The sequence below is a fragment of the Actinoplanes campanulatus genome (assembly GCF_014647795.1).
Taxonomy (GTDB): Bacteria; Actinomycetota; Actinomycetes; order Mycobacteriales; family Micromonosporaceae; genus Actinoplanes; species Actinoplanes campanulatus.
The window spans coordinates 258,024-272,272 of sequence record NZ_BMPW01000003.1 but is presented as its reverse complement, the minus strand read 5'-3'; the positions used below and the strand labels follow the sequence as shown (position 1 = coordinate 272,272).

At 72.5% G+C, this 14,249-nt stretch carries 14 protein-coding genes; 9 read left to right on the top strand and 5 right to left on the bottom strand.

The annotated features are described in order from the left end of the window. Positions 1-66 precede the first annotated feature (66 nt). Positions 67-777: an ABC transporter permease gene (locus tag IEZ13_RS08065; protein ID WP_183219102.1), complete on the top strand. Its 711-nt coding sequence runs from the start codon at positions 67-69 to the stop codon at positions 775-777. A gap of 188 nt (positions 778-965) precedes the next feature. Here IEZ13_RS08065 and IEZ13_RS08060 read toward each other — a convergent pair whose 3' ends face one another. Then, complete coding sequence (locus IEZ13_RS08060; RefSeq protein WP_183219101.1) at positions 966-1,106, bottom strand: hypothetical protein; 141 nt, start codon at positions 1,104-1,106, stop codon at positions 966-968. Then, on the bottom strand, positions 1,107-1,448 hold the full coding sequence (locus tag IEZ13_RS08055; RefSeq protein WP_183219100.1) for a VOC family protein: 342 nt from the start codon (positions 1,446-1,448) through the stop codon (positions 1,107-1,109). A 101-nt stretch (positions 1,449-1,549) separates the two neighbouring features. Here IEZ13_RS08055 and IEZ13_RS08050 point away from each other — a divergent pair, with 101 nt between their 5' ends. Genes IEZ13_RS08050 through IEZ13_RS08040 form a run of 3 tightly spaced genes read left to right on the top strand, consistent with a single transcriptional unit; the run spans position 1,550 to position 3,434 of the window. Continuing rightward, positions 1,550-2,317 (top strand): lytic polysaccharide monooxygenase, encoded by a 768-nt coding sequence (locus IEZ13_RS08050; RefSeq protein ID WP_183219099.1) that lies wholly within the window; start codon positions 1,550-1,552, stop codon positions 2,315-2,317. After that, complete coding sequence (locus tag IEZ13_RS08045) at positions 2,302-2,871, top strand: DUF305 domain-containing protein (RefSeq protein WP_229794541.1); 570 nt, start codon at positions 2,302-2,304, stop codon at positions 2,869-2,871. Before IEZ13_RS08050 ends, IEZ13_RS08045 begins: the two co-directional genes overlap by 16 nt. Positions 2,872-2,915: 44 nt before the next feature. Next, positions 2,916-3,434 carry a GNAT family N-acetyltransferase gene (locus IEZ13_RS08040; RefSeq protein WP_183219098.1) on the top strand — a complete coding sequence of 173 codons (519 nt, stop codon included), beginning with the start codon at positions 2,916-2,918 and terminating at the stop codon, positions 3,432-3,434. On the opposite strand, the gene IEZ13_RS08035 is transcribed toward IEZ13_RS08040, so the two are convergent. Further along, positions 3,424-4,338, bottom strand: coding sequence for a LysR family transcriptional regulator (locus tag IEZ13_RS08035; RefSeq protein ID WP_183219097.1), 915 nt, complete (start codon positions 4,336-4,338; stop codon positions 3,424-3,426). The two genes, IEZ13_RS08040 and IEZ13_RS08035, sit on opposite strands and share 11 nt — an antisense overlap. A 70-nt stretch (positions 4,339-4,408) precedes the next feature. Between IEZ13_RS08035 and IEZ13_RS08030 the strand changes: the two genes are divergently transcribed. Further along, entirely contained in the window at positions 4,409-5,314 is a 906-nt protein-coding gene (locus IEZ13_RS08030) for a DMT family transporter (protein WP_183219096.1), read from the top strand. A 226-nt stretch (positions 5,315-5,540) separates the two neighbouring features. Continuing rightward, positions 5,541-6,539 carry a sulfotransferase family protein gene (locus IEZ13_RS08025; protein ID WP_183219095.1) on the top strand — a complete coding sequence of 333 codons (999 nt, stop codon included), beginning with the start codon at positions 5,541-5,543 and terminating at the stop codon, positions 6,537-6,539. Between the two features lie 6 nt (positions 6,540-6,545). Here IEZ13_RS08025 and IEZ13_RS08020 read toward each other — a convergent pair whose 3' ends face one another. Both IEZ13_RS08020 and IEZ13_RS08015 read right to left on the bottom strand, forming a co-directional pair. After that, complete coding sequence (locus IEZ13_RS08020) at positions 6,546-7,184, bottom strand: response regulator (RefSeq protein ID WP_183219094.1); 639 nt, start codon at positions 7,182-7,184, stop codon at positions 6,546-6,548. After that, complete coding sequence (locus tag IEZ13_RS08015; RefSeq protein ID WP_183219093.1) at positions 7,181-8,347, bottom strand: sensor histidine kinase; 1,167 nt, start codon at positions 8,345-8,347, stop codon at positions 7,181-7,183. Before IEZ13_RS08015 ends, IEZ13_RS08020 begins: the two co-directional genes overlap by 4 nt. A gap of 139 nt (positions 8,348-8,486) precedes the next feature. On the opposite strand from IEZ13_RS08015, the gene IEZ13_RS08010 reads away from it, so the two are divergent. The 3 genes from IEZ13_RS08010 (at position 8,487) to IEZ13_RS08000 (ending at position 14,247) form a co-directional block, all read left to right on the top strand. Continuing rightward, complete coding sequence (locus IEZ13_RS08010) at positions 8,487-9,254, top strand: ABC transporter ATP-binding protein (RefSeq protein WP_183219092.1); 768 nt, start codon at positions 8,487-8,489, stop codon at positions 9,252-9,254. After that, the gene (locus IEZ13_RS08005; protein WP_183219091.1) at positions 9,251-11,749 is read left to right on the top strand and encodes an FtsX-like permease family protein; all 2,499 of its coding nucleotides are present in this window, start codon (positions 9,251-9,253) and stop codon (positions 11,747-11,749) included. The genes IEZ13_RS08010 and IEZ13_RS08005 overlap by 4 nt, the downstream gene beginning before the upstream one ends. Before the next feature lie 167 nt (positions 11,750-11,916). Beyond that, positions 11,917-14,247: an N-acetylmuramoyl-L-alanine amidase gene (locus tag IEZ13_RS08000; protein WP_183219090.1), complete on the top strand. Its 2,331-nt coding sequence runs from the start codon at positions 11,917-11,919 to the stop codon at positions 14,245-14,247. Positions 14,248-14,249 lie beyond the last annotated feature (2 nt).

Here is a 14,249-nt window from a genome sequence, read left to right as displayed (position 1 = left end):
AGTGGCGATCGGCTCCGGGTTGGGGCCGGGGCGGCGTTGCGGTCTGAATGGATCAAGTTCTGGTCGTTGCGGGCACCGGTTGCGGCGCTGGCCGTTCTGGTCGTGCTGAACGGTGGGCTCGCCGCGATGATCTCGTTGGCGCGGGCGCGGCAGTGGGACGGCGGAGCCTTCGATCCCGTGGAGGTGAGCCTTGCCGAGATCCTGATGACGCAGATCGCGGCGGCCGTGCTCGGGCTCATCGTGATCAACGCGGAGATCGGTACCGGGGCGATCCGGTCCACGTTGGCCGCCATACCGCGCCGGAGCCGGGTGCTGGCCGCGAAGGTGGTGATCACCGCGCTCACCGTCCTGGTCACCGGGACCGGGGCGGCGGCCCTGGCCTTCGTCGTGGGACATGCGGTTCTCGTCGGACAGCTTGTCCCGACCGCCGGCCTCGGCGATCCGGGGGTGTCGCGGGCCGTTCTCGGGGCGGGGCTGTATCTCACCGTGGCCGCTGTGATCGGTCTCGCGGTCGGGGTGCTGGTCCGGTCCGCATCGGGTGGGGTGGCGATCGTGATGACCGGTCTGCTGATCGTTCCGATCTTCGCGAACGCCCTGCCCGAGGCGGCGGCCCGCTGGATTCTCAAGTTCTGGCCGTCGGTGGCCGGGCTGCGCGTCATCTCCACGACTCCCGACGCGAACCTACTGTCGCCGTGGGCGGGTTTCGCCGTCATGGCGGCTACCGCCTTGACCCTGCTGGCCGCGGCCTTCCTGAACTTCCGCCGTCGCGACATGTGACCCCCGCCAGCCGCGCACGCTCGCTGCCGCCTTGAGCGGAGGTGGGGTCTCACGGTGGGTGGTGCGTGTGCGGTGGGCGGGGTGAGGTCTCACGGTAGGCGGAGTGTGGGTGCTCGCCGGGAGGATGGGTGGAGTGCGGGGCCGGGCGGGGAACGCAGCGGGACCCGTGCGGGGGTGGGAGCGGAAGGTCAGCGGGTGAAGGAGGCCAGCCGGCGGCGGGCCTCCGTCTCGAAGGGCTGGACCGCGGTGGTGAGCAGGCCGACCAGATCGTCGGTGGTGGCCCGGGCCTGGGCCCCCGCACGCCCGCAGCATCCCACGGGGTACGACATTCAGAGCGGAGCGCCGCCGAACCCGATCTCGTTGCCGTCCGGGTCGATGTACGTGGTCTTGCGGACGCCGTTGCCGTAGGTCTCCGCCCTGCCGGGGGCGAGGCCGCGGGCGGTGATCCCGGCGATCCGTTCCTCGAAGCCGGAGACGAAGAGGGTGATCAGCGCGTGCCCGGCGTGCTCCGGCCGGTGCTCGACGTAGACGTACCGGTGCTCGGCCACCTCCCACACCGATTCGACGTCGTTGGGGGAGAAGGCGGGCGGGCCGCCGAACAGCTTCTCGTACCACTCGAGGGCGGCCGGGTAGTCGCGCACGGAGATCCCGGCGAACAGGTCAACGGACATACCCACAGCGTAGGCAACCATAAAGATCCCTTAACAGTGTTTACTGTTAGGTGTCTTTAATTTACGTTGATGAACACGTTCCCCTGAATGAGGAGCAGTTCATGAAACGTAGGCTCACCCTTCCCCTGCTGACCGTCGCGACGGTCGGTGGCTCCCTCCTGGTGGCCGCTTCCCCGGCGTCCGCCCACGGCTACATCTCGTCCCCGCCCAGCCGGCAGGCCAACTGCGCGAGCGGCGCGGTCTCCGGCTGCGGCGACATCGTCTACGAGCCGCAGAGCGTCGAGGCGCCCAAGGGCTCGATGCAGTGCAACGGCGGCACCAGCCGGTTCACCGTCCTGAACGACACCTCGAAGAGCTGGCCGGCCGCGACCGTCGGCACCAGCGTCACCTTCAACTGGGTGCTCACCGCCCGGCACGCGACCGCCACCTGGGAGTACTTCATCGGCAACAGGCTGGTGGCGTCCTTCAACGACGGCGGCGCGCAGCCCGGCGCCACCAAGTCGCACACGGTGAACCTGTCCGGCTACAGCGGACGGCAGACCGTGCTGGCCCGGTGGAACATCGCGGACACGGTCAACGCGTTCTACTCGTGCGTCGATGTGAACATCGGCGGCGGCGCCAACCCGACGCCCACGCCGACCCCGACCGCCGGCCCGACGCCCACGCCAACGCCAACGCCCACGCCAACGGTCACGCCGACCCCGACCCCGACGGCCACCTCGGGGACGACCACGTGGGCGGCCGGCACGGCGTACCGGGTGGGTGACCGGGTGACCTACAACGGCGTCACCTACCAGTGCCGGCAGGCGCACACCGCGCTGACCGGCTGGGAGCCCCCGTACACCGCGGCGCTGTGGGCCGCCGTCTAGCTGCCACGGGCGGCCCGGTCCTCCGGGCCGCCCTCGCCGTACTGCTCCTGGGGCTGCTCGCCGCCGGGTGCGGCCGGGAGCCGAAGCCGGCGTTCAGCGACACCGACGTGATGTTCGCGCAGATGGGGCTCGCGCAGATCACCGAGGGGGACCGGGTCGCGGAGATCACCGAGCAGCGGACCACGAACCCGGAGCTGCGGGCCGTCGCGGCCGAGCTGCGCGGCCAGTGGCGTACCGAGGGCGCGACGCTGCGGGGCTGGCTCGACGACTGGGAGCGGCCGCACGCGGCGGACCCGTCGGCCGGGGCGCACGCGGGCCACGGCGCGCTGCACTCGCTGCGCGAGGAGGACTTCACCGGGCTGGGCGCGCTGACCGGCCCCGACCTGGACCGCGGCGCGGTGGCGCTGCTGCTCGGCAACCTGCACAACGCCATGGAGACCATCCGGATGGAGGCCGCCTCAGGTTCGTACCCCGAAGCCGTTGACCTGGCCAAACGCATGACGGAGTCGCGGCAGAAGCAGATCCAACGCCTGCTCGCGATGGCGGCGGGCTGAGAGCAAGACCAAAAAGCTCGAGCGATGACGGTACGGTCGAACGCGTGCCCGAACTCATCGCACCGACCACCCGCCTGCACGCCGCCTGGATCGCGTCCCGTGACGAGTGGGGCCGCGGCGTGCACCAGGACGGCGCGGGCCTGCGTGCCGCCGACGAGGTGGACACCCCGGAGGGCTTCGCCCGCTGGGTGGCCGGCCTGCACGAGGCGGAGGGCACCGCGCTGTTCGAGGGCTGGGTGCCCTGCACCTTCCGCTGGATCGTCGAGGGCGACCGCTATCTGGGCGCGATCGCGCTCCGCCACGAGCTCAACGACTTCCTGCTCGACGCGGGCGGCCACATCGGTTACGGCATCCGCCCGTCGGCGCGTGGCCGTGGCCTGGCCGGGTGGGCCCTCGCCGGGATCCTGCCGGAGGCCCGCAAGCTCGGGATGGCGCGCGTGCTGCTGACGTGCAAGGTGGACAATCCGGCCTCGGCCCGGACCATCGAGCGCGGCGGCGGCGTCCTGGAGGACATCCGGGACACCGAGCTGGGCACCCTGCGGCGCTACTGGATCACGCTGTAGCCAGCGGGGTGGCGGGCAGGGCCGAGACCGTCGCGCGCAGGGTCCGCAACAGGCCGGTGACCAGCGGGCCGGTCCGCCGGCGGGCGGTGACCACGCCGACGTGGCGGCACGGCCCGGGCGGGACGAGCCGGGCCGCGGTCAGCCCGGCCGGGTCGGCGGTGAGCGCCACTTCCGGGATCATGGCGATGCCCACGCCGGCGCGGACCAGCGACTGCGCGAACTGGTAGTCGGTGCCCCGGCAGGCGGTCAGCACCTCGAAGCCGGCCATCGCGGCGTAGTGGTCGAGCATCTCGCCGACCGACAGGCAGCCGTGCACCCAGCGGTCCCCGGCGAGCTCGGCGATGGTCAGCCCGGTCCGCCCGGCGAACCGGTGCCCGGCCGGCAGCACGATCCACATCGGGTCGTCGAGGAGCGGCTCGTAGTCCAGCCCGCTCGGCGACGGCGGCTGCCCGTCGAAGTGGTAGACCAGCGCCAGGTCGGCGGCGCCGGCCCGGACCACCGGGATGCTGTCCTCCGGCTCGCTCTCGATGACGGTCAGCTCGACGCCGGGGTGGTCGCCCGTGAACCGGGTCAGCGCGTGCGGCAGGATCCGCTGCCCGCCGCTGGTGAAGGTGGCGACGGTGAGCCGCTCGGGCCGGGTGGTGGTGAGGCGTTCGATCTCGCGTTCGGCGGTGAGCAGCTCGGCGGCGATGGTGGCGGCGGTCTCGGTGAGGACCCGGCCCGCCTCGGTCAGCTCGACGCCGCGGGTGCTGCGCCGGACCACCGGGGTGCCGACCGTCCGCTCCAGGGCGGCGATCTGCTGGGACACGGCGGACGGGGTGAGCCGGAGCTCGGCGGCCGCCCGGTTGAAGCTGCCGTGCCGGGCGACCTCGGTGAGGATCTGGAGGCGGCGCGTGTCGATCATCAGTATTCCTTAACACGGCATCAGTAAGTGGCCACTTCTGCTTACTACCGTACGGGCTCAGGCTGACAGCGTGAATCGTCTCGCCTGGTTTCTGTTCGTGCTGGTCTCGTTCCTCTGGGGCATCCCCTACCTCCTCATCAAGATTTCGATCGAGGACCTGTCGCCGGTCTTCGTGGTGGCCGGCCGGGCCGCCATCGCCGCCGCCGTGCTGATCCCGGTGGCGTGGGCGCGCGGCACCCTGGGCGCCCTGCGTGGCCGGTTCCGGGTGGTCGCGCTGATCGCGATGGTGCACATCGTCGGGCCGTTCCTGCTGATCACGTACGGCGAGCAGCACATCACGTCGTCGCTGACCGGCCTCCTGATCGCAGTCGAGCCGGTGGTGATCGCCCTGCTGCTGTCCGGCTCCGAGCCGATCACGCCGATCCGCCTCGCCGGTCTGGTGCTCGGCTTCGCCGGGGTGGCGGTGCTGGTCGGCCTCGACGTCTCCGGCGACGGCGACGGGCAGGGCCTGATCGGCGCTGCCATGGTGCTGCTGGCGACGGTCAGCTACGCGGTGGCGACCGTGGTGGTGCAGCGCCGGGCCTCGGACATCCCACCGGAGTCGCTGACCGTGGGCACGACCGCGATCACCACGGTGGTGCTGCTGCCGTTCGCCGTCACGGCCCGCCCCGCCGGCCCGGTCGGCGCCGACTCGTGGGCCGCGCTGGTGGTGCTCGGCGTGTTCTGCACGGCCGTCGCGCTGCTGTCGTTCTACCGGCTCATCGCGCTGGCCGGTTCGAATCGGGCCGGACTGGTCACCTATGTGAACCCGGTGGTGGCGGTCCTGCTCGGCGTGCTGCTGCTGAACGAGCCGGTCGGGGCCGGCACGGCTGCCGGGTTCGCCCTGGTGGTGGCGGGTTGCTGGTTGTCCACGCGGCCGCCGCGGACGCAGACGCGAGTGGACCGGCTCGCGACGGCGGACCGGTCCACCCGGTGATCGGCTCTGACCATTACTCTTTGTATAGGTAACTAATACCATGCGTAGATAAGGTGTGTGAACACTCAGTTAATTCACAGGTACACGACAGCTCGTTCGGCTTGGATGCAGACGACTTTTGCGAAATCTTTGCCAAGTCTTCAAGATCATGGGGAAGACCTGGAAGGGAGCGTCATGACAGCAGTGGGGGCGACAAGCCCGGTGGCAGCAATCTACGGTGGTCGGCATGTCCTCTGATCGCCCGATCTTCGTCGTCGGCTGCCCCCGGTCCGGAACGACGATGTTGCAGCTCATGCTGCATGCACACCCCCGCATCGCGCTGCCGCCGGAGACCCGCTTCCTGTTGGCGGCCTACCAGAAGCGTGCGGAGTTCGGCGATCTCGGCGACCCGGCGAAGCGGCGCGAGCTCGGGCAGTTCATCGTTGAATCGTCACAGTTCGAGGACCTCGGCCTGGACCCGGAGAAGACGGTGGAGGCGGTCGTGGCCGGCCCGCCGACCCTGGGCTCCGCCTTCGGGATCGTCTTCCGGATGTACTCGGAACGCTTCGGCAAGGCCCGGTGGGGCGACAAGCGGCCGCTCTACCTGCGGCACCTGCCGACGATCCTGCGGCTCTTCCCGGACGCGCAGATCATCAACATCATGCGGGACGGCCGGGACTGCGTGGCGTCGCTCAAGGAGACGCCGTGGAAGCCGTCCGAGTTCGACACGCTCATCGACTACTGGGCGAAGTCGGCTGACGCGTCGCTGCTGGCCCAGCGGCGCTACCCGAAGGACGTCTACCACCAGGTGCGCTACGAGGACCTGGTCGCCGACCCGGAACCCCACCTGCGCCGGCTCTGCGACTTCCTCGAGGAGGACTTCGACCCGGCGATGACCGCGCCGAACAAGCTGGCCTCGGTCGCCGTGCCGGAGTACAAGACCTGGCACACCCTGACCCACCAGGCGCCCACCACCGAGCGGATCGCGAGCTGGCGCAGCCGGCTCACCGACGAGGAGGTGCGCAAGTGCGAGGCGGCGTTCGGTGACCGGCTGGCCCGGTTCGGCTACGAGCCGTCGATCCCGATCCCCCGTAGCGCCAAGATGCGGGCCGACGCCGAGCTCCTCGCCAAGCACCGGCTCGGCCCGGCCAAGCAGGCCGCCCGCAACCTGTGGACACAGATCCGCTCCTCCGAGCAGGCCGAGCCGCCGGTCGCGGCCCGGCTCACCACCCGGCAGGTGCGCTGACCCGGGTCAGCTCACCAGCCGCCGTTCCCAGGCCCACGCGGCGATCTCCACCCGGTTCCGGGTGCCCAGCTTGGCATGAATGCTGCCGAGATGGGTCTTCACGGTGCCGACCGAGATGAACAGCTCGCCGGCGATCTCCGCGTTGGTCTGGCCCCGGGCGGTGAGGCGGACCACCTCCAGCTCACGCGGGGAGAGGCCGCCGTCACCGGACGGGGCCACCGGGGCGGCCAGGTGCCGTAGCAGGCGCACCGTGATCGACGGGCTGACCAGCGCGTCCCCGGAGGCGGCGGCCCGGACCGCCTCCACCAGCAGCGCCGGGCCGGAGTCCTTCAGCAGGAACCCGGCCGCGCCGCCGAGCAGCGCCTGATGCACGTACTCGTCCAGGTCGAAGGTGGTCACCACGACCACCTTCACCGGGTCGGCCACCTCCGGCCCGGCCAGCAGCCGCAGCGCCTGGAGGCCGTCCATCCGCGGCATCCGGATGTCCATCAGCGCCACGTCCGGCCGCAGCCGGCGCGCCTCGGCCACCGCCTCGACGCCGTCGGCGGCCTCACCGACCACCACCATGTCCGGCTGCGCGCCGATGATCATGCCGAAACCGGTGCGGACCATCGCCTGGTCGTCCGCGATCAGGACCCGGATCACTGCTGCACGCTCCAACCCAGAGGTAACGCGGCGTCGACGATCCAGCCGCCGCCGATGCCGGGCCCGGCCGTCATCCGCCCACCCACCGCGCGGACCCGTTCGGCCAGGCCGACGAGACCGTACCCCGGGCGATCACGCGGCGCCGGATGCCTCGGCGCCGGACCGTCGTTGCTCACCCGCACGAACAACTGCTTCGGGGTACGGGTGAGCTGCACCGCCACCGACGAGGCGCCCGGCGCGTGCTGCCGGGCGTTGGTCAGCGCCTCCATCACGATCCGGTACGCCGACGACGACACCTCCACCGGCAGCCCCGACACGTCGCCCTCGACGTCCAGCCGGGCCACCGGCCCACCGGCCGCGGTGAACTGCTCGACCAGCGCCGCCAGCTCCGGCACCCCGGCGACCGGGGCGAGCGGCGCGTCCGGCCGGGACTGCGCGTCCCGCAGCACGCCGACCATCCGCCGCATCGACGCCATCGTCTCGGCGCCGGCCTGCTCGATCTGCTCCAGGGCCAGCAGCACCCGTTTCGGGTCCTGCTCGGCGACGAACCGGGCGCCCTGCGCCTGGACCACGATCCCGGTGACGTGGTGGGCGATGAAGTCGTGCAGGTCGCGGGCGAACTCGGCACGCTGCTCGGCGCGGACCGCGTCGACCGCACGCTGGCGGTTGCCCTCCAGCGTGCGCAGATAGACGCCGACACCGATGGCCGCGGCCCCGGCCAGAGCCTGGACCAGCGAGAACGTGATGTAGCTGCCGAGGTCCCCGGCTCGCAGCGGCACCAGGGCCACGGCCAGCAGCAGCACCGCCACCGCCGGCACCGCCCAGGTCGCGCGGCCCCGGCGGGCGACCACCATCAGCACGCCGAGCAGCGCCGCCGACTCGGCCAGGCCCCAGATCGAGTCGAAGTCCGACCGCGGCACCACAAGCGAGGTCAGCAGCAGTGACTGGAGGCCCAGCAGGGTCGCGATCCGGGGCAGGAACGTCGAGTCCGGCCGGTGCGCGGGCAGCCAGACCGCGGCGGCCGCGACCGCGGCGCCGATCCGCCACAGACCGTACCCGAAACCGCTCGATGCGATGCCGCCGTTGACGTCGAGGATGCCGAGCAGGGCCAGCGTCCCGAGGGCCATGAGCTGGCCCATCCGGAACAGGGTGTGGTTCATCATCGCGACCCAGCGTAGGCGGACGGGCGGCGTGCCCCATCGGCCGAAAGTTAGAGGCCGCGCTCTGACAGCGGGCCGATGTGCCGGGTTGCGGCGATCGACCAGGATCCCTCTGTCCGTTCCCAGCGACCTTGGAGCACTCATGCAGACGCAGTCCTCACCCGTCGCCGGCCGCGACAGCCTCGCGGCGGTCGCGGCCGTGGACCTGGTGAAGGTGTACGGCACCGGCGACACCGCGGTGCGCGCCCTCGACGGCGTGACCGTGGGCTTCGAACGGGGCCGGTTCACCGCGATCATGGGACCGTCCGGCTCCGGCAAGTCGACCCTCATGCACTGCCTCGCCGGCCTGGACACCGCCACCTCCGGCCAGGTGCTGCTCGGCGGCACCGACCTCACGAAGCAGCCGGACCGGGTGCTCACCAAGGCCCGGCGGGAGCGGATCGGCTTCGTCTTCCAGTCGTTCAACCTGCTGCCGCAGCTCACCGCGGCCGCCAACATCACCCTGCCGCTCGACCTGGCGGGCCGGAAGCCGGATCCGGAGTTCCACGACCGGCTGATCACCACGCTCGGCCTGGCCGGGCGGCTCGGGCACCTGCCCGCCGAACTGTCCGGCGGCCAGCAGCAGCGGGTCGCCCTGGCCCGGGCGCTGGTCTCCCGCCCCGAGGTGGTCTTCGCCGACGAGCCGACCGGCAACCTGGACTCCCGCTCCGGCGCGGAGGTGCTGGGCCTGCTGCGCGACTCGGCCCACGAGCTTGGGCAGACCATCGTCATGGTCACCCACGACCCGGTCGCCGCGGCCTACGCCGACCGGGTCGTGATGCTCGCCGACGGGCAGCTGGCCGGCGAGATCCACTCGCCGGACGTCGCCGCGGTCACCGAGTCCCTGCGCAATCTGGCGGCCGGCCAATGAGCGTGGTTCTTCGTACCCAGTTGGCGGGGGTGGCCAAGCGCCCGGCCCGGCTGCTGCTCACCGGCCTGGCCGTGCTGGTCGCCTCGTTCGTGGTCTATGCGACCGTGCTGGCCCAGCAGATCACCGAGCGCAGCGTGCTCAACGGCCTGAGCGGCACCCCGGAGACCGTCGACCTGGTGATCCAGAACGGTGAAATCACCACGGGGGATCTCACCGCCATCGGCAAGCTGCCCGGGGTCACCGAGACCGCCGCCCGCACCGAGGCCTACGCCCGGACCCCGGCCGGTGACCTGATCATCGCCACCGACCCGGGCAGCGGCCCGCTCAGCACGGTCAAGGTCACCGAGGGCCGCTTCCCGGCGGCGGCCGGCGAGATCGCGGTCACCCCACGGACCGTCGAACGGATGGGCCTCGGCGTCGGCTCCACCACCACGGCCCAGCCCGGCGAGGGCAAGGCGGTGCCGCTCACCGTGGTCGGCGTGCTGGAACCGCGCGACGACATCGGCTTCCTGGCGTACGCGCCGCTGTCCACGGTCGTCCAGATCAACGGGTTCGACCAGCTCAACCGCATCGATGTGCGCTTCGACGGCGGCGCGGACGCGGACGCCGTACGGGAGAGGGTCGTCGCCCAGGTGGCCGGCGAGGCCGCGCCGGAGGTCGCCGGAGGGGCCGAGGTCCGGCTCGCCGAGGCCCGGGAGGCGGCCGCCGAGATCGACCAGCTGTTCATCGTGGTCCGGGTGTTCGTGGCGGTGGCGGTGGCCGCGGCCGTCCTGATCGCCGCCTCCACCTTCCGGATCGTCTTCGCCCAGCGGATGCGGCAGCTGGCCCTGCTGCGCGCGGTCGGCGCCGGCCGCGGAGCCCTGGCCCGGGCGCTCGCCGCCGAGGGCGCGCTCACCGGACTGGTCGCCGGCGTCACCGGGGTGCTGGCCGCGCTCGCCGTCGGCCACCTGATCCCGCCGCTGCTCAGCGCCTTCGGCGTGGAGGTGTCCCGGCCCGGGTTCCCGCTGGTCCAGGCGGTGGGGACGGTGCTGCTGGCGGTGCTGATCACGATCGTCGCGGTGCTCGCCCCGGCGCTCTCCGCGGCCCGGGTGGCGCCGCTCGAAGCGCTGCGCTCGGCGGCCACCACCGGCGCCCGGCAGGGGGTCGGCCTGCTGCGGGCGATCACCGGGCTGCTCCTCGCGGCGGCCGCGGCCGGGATCGCCGCCCTGGTCACGATCAACCTGCCCGGCCCGCAGGAGCAGGACTACGACGCCGAGACCATGATGCTGGCCGTCGTCGGGTCGGGCCTGCTCGCGTACCTGGCCCTGATCGCCCTCGGCCCGGTCCTGGTCCGGCCGGTCCTCGCGATCGCCGGCTGGCCGCTGCGCCGGTCCGGGCCGGTCGGCCGCCTCGCCGTCGGCGGGGTCGGCGGCAGCTCCCGGCGGGCGGCCGCGGTGTCGGTGGTGGTCGCGCTCGGCGTCACCCTGATCGCCGGGGTGCTGGTCGGCGGCGACTCGATCCGGGTCCTCTCCGAGCGGGAGACGGTGGCCGCGGCGCCCACCGACTTCGAGGTCCGGGGACCGGACGGCAGCACCCTTCCGGCCGGCCTCGCGGAACGGGCCGCGCAGAACGCCGACCTGAGCCGGGTCGCCACCTACCGCTGGACCGGCGGCGCGCAGGTCGGCACCTTCACCGACGCGGTCGCCACCGACGTGTCCGCGAAGGCCGTGCCCCGCCTCGCCGAACTGGACACCTCGGCGGGCGCGCTCACCGACGTGGCGCCCGGAAAGGCGGCGATCGCGGGCTACGTCGCCGAGATGGAGGGGCTCGCCCTGGGCGATCCGGTCACCGTCAAGACCGACGGCAAGGAGGTACGGGTGACGGTCGCGGCCGTGCTCGGCGGCGATGCCCCGCTGCACAGCCAGATCCTGCTCGACCCGGCCGACCTGACCGCCCTCGGGGTGGCCGCCGCGCCGACCGGGCTGCTCGCCGACGCCGCCCAGCCCGGCGAGGACGGCCGTGCCAAGGGGTTGCGTGCGCTGCGGACGGTCGTCGCCGCGCAGCCGGACCTGGGCGTCAACGTCCTGGCCGACCAGCGCGACCAGATCACCGAGGCGCTCGGCGTGCTGATGGCGATCGCGCTCGCCCTGATCGGCCTGACCGTGCTGATCGCGATCGTCGGCGTCGGCTCCACCACCGCCCTCTCGGTGGTCGAACGGGTCCGTGAGTCCGGGCTGCTGCGCGCCGTCGGGATGTCCCGCGGCGGGCTGCACGGCATGCTCACCACCGAGTCCGCGCTGTACGGCGTGATCGGGGCGGTGCTCGGGCTGCTGCTCGGAGTCCCGTACGCCTGGCTCGCGGTCTCCGCCATCGGCCTGGAGGCGCCGCTCACCCTGCCCGGGTGGCAGCTGGCCGCGGTCTTCGGCATCCTCGTGGCGCTGACCGCGCTGGCCGGGGTGATGCCGGCCCGGCGGGCCGCCCGGGTCAGCCCGGTGACCGCCCTGGGCGCCGACTGACCGAAAGTGCCGACTGACCGGCATCGATGCCGCGGGCCGTGGTGACACGGCCCGCGTAGTCGTCCGATCACAGATAACGATGTCCCGATGGGGGACGGGACGCGTCCGGATCGTCCGGTAAGGTTCACGCCCGCGAAGGTTGTCGATCAACGCGGGGGACACGGGGAATGCAGCGAAGGCTGACAATTGGTATCGGTACGGCGGTCGCCGTGCTCGCGGCAGGCGGGGGCATCGCCGCCCTGACCTGGCCGTCCACATCGGAGGCGGAGGCGGCCGAGCCGGTCGCGGTGACCGGCACGCTGGCCGCGGAGCCGAACCCCGAACCGCCGCGGGTCAAGACCGCGCTGAACACCGTCGGTCTGACGGCGAACGGCGCGAAGGCGGACCTGGCCCAGCAGCGGACCAAGCGGTTCAGTCTGCTCGGCGTCACCTGGAACGACGGTGGCGCCGCCCCGGACGGCACCATCGAGGTGCGTACCCGCAGCGTCGCGACCGGTAAGTGGTCGGACTGGCGGAAGCTGGCGATGCGCGACGACGCCCCCTCCGGGGTGGAGGCCGACGACCTCGGCCGGGGCGCCACCGCCCCGCTCTGGGTCGGTCCGTCCGACGGCGTCGCCGCCCGCATCGCCGGTCGGGGCGCCGGGCTGCCGGCCGGGCTGCGGGTCGATCTGATCGACCCGGGCAGCGAGAGCGGCGGCCGTGGCGGCGGCGAGCCGGCGCCCAGTGCCTCCGCCTCGCCCTCGGTGGAACCCACGACTGCCGAGCCCAGCGCCGAGCCGACCGGGGAACCGACCGAACCGGTGGCCGAGGAGCCCGCGCCCGGCGAGACCACCACCTCCACCGAGGCGCCGGCCGCGACCGGGGAGCCGACGGCCGAGCCGTCGCCGAGCGCCGACGACGCCACCAAGGTCGACTCGCTCGACGAGCAGGTCGTCACCCCGACCGCGGACGCCGGCATCGCGGCGGTCACCGCGGTGACCACGGCGCCGATCAAGGCGCAGTTCCCCACCTACTACTCGCGCAAGGCGTGGAGCGCGGACGAGACCATCACCAAGCCCACCGAGATCTCGGTGGCCAACCAGGTCCAGACGGTCTGGGTGCACCACACCTACCACGCCGGGGACAGCTCCAACGACTACGAGTGCGCGGACGCCCCGGCCATCATCCGGGCCATCCAGGCATACGACATCAAGAGCGACGGCTTCTCCGACATCGGCTACAACTACCTGGTCGACAAGTGCGGGCGGCTCTACGAGGGGCGGACCGGCGGGGTGGAGAACGCCGTCGTCCCGGCCGCGGTGAGGGGCTTCAACACCGGGTACGCGTCGATCGCGGTGCTGGGCGACTACCGGTACGCCGAGTCCACCGACGCCATCGAGACGACCATCGCGCAGGTCGCGGCGGCCCGGCTCGGCAAGTACGGCTACAACCCGGCGTCGACGGTGACCCTCACCGCCGGATCCGCCAACGGCAAGCTCGCCGCCGGCGACAAGATCACGGTGGCGCGGCTGGCCGGGCACTCCGACGCCGACGCGACCCTCTGCCCCGGCGGCAACCTGTACGACGCGCTGGCCGACATGCGGGCCAAGGCGCAGCTCATGGTCACCGGCCTGGCCCTCAAGTCGGTCACCGGCGGCGGCTACTCGGCGGGCGCCTGGTACGTGAAGAACGCCGCCACCGTCAGCTGGACCGTCGGCAACGACTCCGCCGAGATCGCCCAGTTCGACGTGCTCGTCGACGGCGCGGTGGCCAGCACCGTCCCGGGCACCGCCCGCAGCGCCACGGTCAGCGTCCCGGCCGGGAAGCACGGGATCACCATCGTGGCCCGGCACACGTCCGGCAGCACGGCCCGGTTCGGCGTGTGGATCTACGGCGACACCACGGCTCCCACCTTCCGCGGCACCCCGGCGGTGGCGCTGCGCACCGGCACGTACAGCACCGGCTCGGTGCCGGTGACGTTCTACCCGAACGGCGCCGACAACCTGAAGCTGGCCGGCTACACGGTCAGCCGGCCGGTCTCCGGCAACCTGGGACCGGTCACGAGCTGGGCGACCGCCGTCCGGCCGGGCACCGCCACCTGGACGGTCACCGCCCGGGACCTGGCCGGCAACACCCGGGGCGCGACGATCACCCGGGCCGTCCTGCTCTCCCCGGAGACCGCCGCAAAGAAGACCGGCACCTGGACGAAGAAGACCGGCAGCGCGTACCTCGGCGGCAAGGCGCTCTCCGCGACCAGGAAGAACGCGAAGCTGACCTGGACCTTCACCGGCCGGAACGCGTCGCTGCTGTTCTCCCGCGCCGCCAAGTCCGGCAAGGTGGCCGTCTACGTGGACGGCAAGAAGGTCACCACCATCGACCTGAAGTCGAGCAAGTCGCTGTACCGGCAGGCGGTGTGGACCCGGAACCTCGCCTACGGCAAGCACACCGTGGCGATCGTGGTGCAGGGCACCTCCGGCCGCCCGACCGTGGTGTCGGACGGGCTCGCGTACGTCAGGTGATC

What these genes read in the sequence shown, in the direction of transcription:
- IEZ13_RS08050 (WP_183219099.1), top strand. Translation starts at nt 1,550, where the DNA reads ATGAAACGTAGGCTCACCCTTCCCCTGCTGACCGTCGCGACGGTCGGT.
- IEZ13_RS08055 (WP_183219100.1), bottom strand. Translation starts at nt 1,448, where the DNA reads ATGTCCGTTGACCTGTTCGCCGGGATCTCCGTGCGCGACTACCCGGCC.
- IEZ13_RS08005 (WP_183219091.1), top strand. Translation starts at nt 9,251, where the DNA reads ATGAGCGTGGTTCTTCGTACCCAGTTGGCGGGGGTGGCCAAGCGCCCG.
- IEZ13_RS08060 (WP_183219101.1), bottom strand. Translation starts at nt 1,106, where the DNA reads ATGTCGTACCCCGTGGGATGCTGCGGGCGTGCGGGGGCCCAGGCCCGG.
- IEZ13_RS08025 (WP_183219095.1), top strand. Translation starts at nt 5,541, where the DNA reads ATGTCCTCTGATCGCCCGATCTTCGTCGTCGGCTGCCCCCGGTCCGGA.
- IEZ13_RS08035 (WP_183219097.1), bottom strand. Translation starts at nt 4,338, where the DNA reads ATGATCGACACGCGCCGCCTCCAGATCCTCACCGAGGTCGCCCGGCAC.
- IEZ13_RS08000 (WP_183219090.1), top strand. Translation starts at nt 11,917, where the DNA reads ATGCAGCGAAGGCTGACAATTGGTATCGGTACGGCGGTCGCCGTGCTC.
- IEZ13_RS08010 (WP_183219092.1), top strand. Translation starts at nt 8,487, where the DNA reads ATGCAGACGCAGTCCTCACCCGTCGCCGGCCGCGACAGCCTCGCGGCG.
- IEZ13_RS08015 (WP_183219093.1), bottom strand. Translation starts at nt 8,347, where the DNA reads ATGATGAACCACACCCTGTTCCGGATGGGCCAGCTCATGGCCCTCGGG.